Raw genomic sequence first — 4,286 nt, 5'->3', positions numbered from 1 at the left:
AACGGATCGGGGACGAAGCGTTCGGCAGTCAGGTCGGGGCGGCCGAGGTAGCCGCGTGCGAGTTGCGGGCCGGCGATATGCAGGTGGCCGGTGACGCCGATCGGGGTCAGTTGACCGTGTTGGTCGAGCACATGGATGCGCAGATGGTCGATCGGCCGGCCGATCGGTACGCGACCGTTCGGTGCGAGTGCACCGTCGCTGGTGGCGTCGTACACGACGCAGCCGACCACGGTTTCGGTGGGGCCGTATTCGTTGATCAAGCGGGTGTTCGGTGCGAGCGCTTGCCAACGCGCCAAGGTCGCGGCCGACAGGGCTTCGCCACCGATCACCATCACCTTCGGGCTGATGGGTTCCGGATGGTCCGCAAGTTGCTGGCCCAACACTTCGAGATGTGCTGGCGTCAGTTTGACCAGACCCAGCGGGGTGGCATCGCACAGACGCTGGCGCAACGCATCCAGCGTGTCGTGGTCTGGCAACAGTTCGACGTTGGCGCCGCATAGCAGCGGCGCCAGCAGGCTGGTCAGCGTGGCATCGAAGGCGAGCGAGGAAGACACCACCGCGCTGGGGAAGGGGCGATAGGTGTCTATGGCCCATTGCAGGTAATGCGTGGCGCCTGCATGGGTGAGCAAGGTGCCCTTGGGCTGGCCGGTGGAGCCGGAGGTGTAGATGACGTAGGCGAGGTTGTCCGGACACAGGCCGGGGACCGTCGGTGCGCCGGGATCATCGTTATGGGTGTCCACTTCGGTGTCGAGGGTCAGCACGCTGACGCGCAGCATGGCGCGGCTGGCCGGCAGCAAATCTTGCAATGCGGTGCAAGTCAGTACCGCACGCGGTCGGCTGTCTTCCAGCAGGAAGGCCAGGCGTTCGCTGGGTAGCGTCGGATCGAGCGGCAGATACGCCGCGCCGGCCTTGAGCGTGGCGAGCAGGGCCACGACCTGCTCGATGCCACGCGGCAGGTACAGGGCCACCCGGCTTTCCGGACCCACGCCCAGCGTGCGCAGACGATGGGCCAGCCGGTTGGCGCGTGCGTCCAGTTGCCGGTAGCTCAGTTGCACGGTGTCTGCGCGCAGGGCCACGGCTTGCGGCGTACGCCGCACCTGTTCTTCGAACAGGTGATGGATGCAGTGCGCCGGGATGGGCGCGGCGTCGGCGGCCGTGAACCGCTGCAACTGGGCGCGTTGATCCACCGGCAGCAGCGGCAAGCGATGGACCGCGGCCCTGTCGTCGGCCGCCAGCGCTGTCAGCACCTGGACGAACTGGGCCAGCTGACGTTCGATGGTGCCGCGGTCGAACAAGGCGGTGGCGTAGGCCAGACGGCCGAGGATGCGGTCGTCGACCTGGCCCATGAACAGTTCCAGATCGAACTTGGCCTCGCGCGTGCCGGTCTGGATGGGCTGCAGGCGGATGCCGGGCAGGGTCAGCTCGGCTGCGGCGTTGTTCTGCCAGTTCAATACGACCTGGAACACCGGTTGCGCGGCTCGACTGCGTTCGGGATTGAGCGCCTCGATCACCTGCTCGAATGGCACATCCTGGTGATCCTGTGCAGCAAGTGCGGTGGTGCGCACCTGGGCCAACAACTCTGCCACCGAAGGATTGCCGCGAAGGTCGATACGCAGCGCCTGGGCGTTGATGAAAAAGCCGATCAGCGATTCCAGCTCGCGGCTGGTGCGGTTGGCCACCGGTGCGCCGATGACGACCTGATCCTGGCCCGACAGTCGCGCCAGCAGCACGCTCCAGGCCGCCAGCACGGTCATGAACACGGTGGTACCGTGACGCTGACTGAGCGCCGCCAGCGCGGAGGTCAGCTCGGCATCGAGTGCGAATTCGACGCTGTCGCCGCTGTAATCCTGCAGCGGTGGACGCGGGCGATCGGTCGGCAGTTCCAGCAATGCCGGGGCACCGTGCAGGTGGTCGCGCCAGAAGTCGAGCTGGCGTTGCAGCACCGGGCCTTGCAGCCAGCGACGCTGCCACACGGTGTAGTCGGCGTACTGGATGGGCAGCGGCGGCAGCGGATCGGGCTGGCCCTGGGCGAAGGCGGCGTAGAGCGAGCTCAGCTCGCTGACCAGCAAGCCCATGGACCAGCCATCGGACACGATGTGGTGCATGGTCACCAGCAGACGATGTTCTTCGTCGGCCAGGCGTAGCAGACGCCCTCGGATCAGCGGTCCACGAGTGAGGTCGAACGCCGTTTGTGTTTCCAGCTCGGTGTCATGCTGCGCGTGGGTGTGCGCATCCGCTGTGTTGCGTAGGTCGATGCATTCCAGCGCGAAGCCAACCTCGGGGGATGCGATGACCTGGGTGGCGCCCTCGTCGTTGGCGACAAAGCAGGTACGCAAGGCTTCGTGGCGCGCGATGATGCGATCCAGCGCCCGCTGCAGTGCGTGCAGGTCCAGTGCGCCGAACAAGTCCACGCCACCGGTGATCAGGTAGGCCCGTGCGGCACGTGGATCGAGCTGTTCGACAAACCACAGGCGTTGCTGGGCGAAGGACAGCGGCAGCGGCGCAGTACGCGGCAGCGGCACAATGGCGGGCAAAGTGCTGGCCGCGGCGCCGTCCAAGGCGTGGGCCAGCTCGGCCAGCTGCGGCTTGGCAAACAGCGCGGCCAACGGCAGCTCCAGACCTAGCTCGCTGCGAATGCGCGAGATCAGGCGCACCCCCAACAACGAGTGGCCGCCCAGCGCGAAGAAGCTGTCGTGGCGGCCGACCTGTTCGACGCCGAGTAGGTCACGCCATAGCGCCGCCAGTTGGATTTCCAGCTCGCCTTGTGGTGGGTCATAGGCCGCTACGGCGAGTGCATTGGCGTCGGGGGCGGGCAGGGCGCGGCGATCCAGCTTGCCGTTCAAGGTCAACGGCAGCGCCTCCAACTGTACGTAAGCCGCTGGCACCATGTAGTCCGGCAGGGTGGCCGAGAGCCAGTGGCGCAAGGCCTCCGCATCCACACCATCGGATGCGCCGCCCTCGGCGCCGATCCAATAGGCGACCAGGCGCTTGCCGATGCTGGCCGCATCGTCCAGCGCCACTACCACGCACGCGCGTACGGCGTCATGCGCGCTCAAGCGCGCCTCGATCTCGCCCAGCTCGATGCGGAAGCCGCGGATCTTGACCTGGTGATCGTTACGGCCCATGAATTCGATCGTGCCGTCGGCACGCCAGCGCCCCAGATCGCCGCTGCGATACATCCGTGCGTCGTCTGTGTCAGAGAACGGGTCCACGAGAAAACGTTGTGCCGTCAGCTCCGCGCGGTTCAGATAGCCACGGCTCACCCCGCCGCCGCCGATATACAGCTCGCCCACCACACCGATCGGCACCGGCGCACGCTGCCCATCGAGGATATAGACCCGTGTGTTCGCGAGTGGACATCCGATCGGACTACCGCCACGCCAGTCCACATCCGCTGCCGCGAGCGATCGCGATGTCACGTGCACTGTGGTCTCTGTAATCCCGTACATATTGACCAGATGCGTCGCCAGGTTTCGCTCATGCTGGAACCATGGCCTCAATGTCGCGACATCCAATGCTTCGCCACCGAAGATGACGACGCGTAGACGATGGTCCAATCGACTGGAAAACTGCGCCGCAATGAATGACTTAAAAGCACTCGGCGTCTGGTTCAGAACGGTCACGCTTTCTCGGCAGACAAGTTCATAGAACGCATCTGGCGAACGTGCGGTTTGCAATGGCACAACGAGAAGGCGTCCGCCATAGAGCAATGCACCGAAGATCTCCCAAACCGAAAAATCGAACGCATAGGAGTGAAATAATGTCCACACGTCGTCCGGGGAGAAATTGAAAAACTCCTCCGTCGCCGCAAACAGACCAGAGACATTCCGATGCTCGGTCATCACGCCCTTGGGCGCGCCGGTCGATCCGGATGTATAGATGACATATGCCAGATGGTGCGCGGCCAGACCAATCGCGTGACGATCGGGATTATGCTGCGGCAAATGCTCCCAGCGTTGGCTGTCGGCCTGTAGATCGATGATCACGGCCGACGCGGCCCTGTCCTCGACCAGATGGCGGCTGGCGGCCTCCGTCAACACGACCACCGCGCCGGCATCGGCCAGCATGTAGCGCAGCCGCTCCGACGGATAAGCCGGATCCAGCGGCACATAGGCACCGCCAGCCTTCAGTACGGCCAACACCGCCACGACCATCTCGACGCTGCGTTCCAGGCAGATCGCCACACGGTCGTCCGGGCCCACACCCAACGCACGCAAGTGATGCGCCAGTCGGTTGGCGCGTGCGTTCAACACGCCATAGGACAGCGACACCTCCCCCTGGACGAC

At 65.2% G+C, this 4,286-nt stretch carries 1 protein-coding gene; it reads right to left on the bottom strand.

Annotated elements, in window-relative coordinates; all coding sequences use genetic code 11:
* Positions 1-4,286, bottom strand: a 4,286-nt coding sequence (locus CKY51_RS22135) for a non-ribosomal peptide synthetase (protein ID WP_152250054.1), incomplete at both ends; no start/stop codon positions are given.

It is taken from the genome of Xanthomonas maliensis (genome assembly GCF_009192945.1).
In the GTDB taxonomy this organism is placed as follows: Bacteria; Pseudomonadota; Gammaproteobacteria; order Xanthomonadales; family Xanthomonadaceae; genus Xanthomonas; species Xanthomonas maliensis.
Note: the sequence above shows the minus strand (reverse complement) of the source record. Positions and strands in the feature narration are given on the sequence as shown.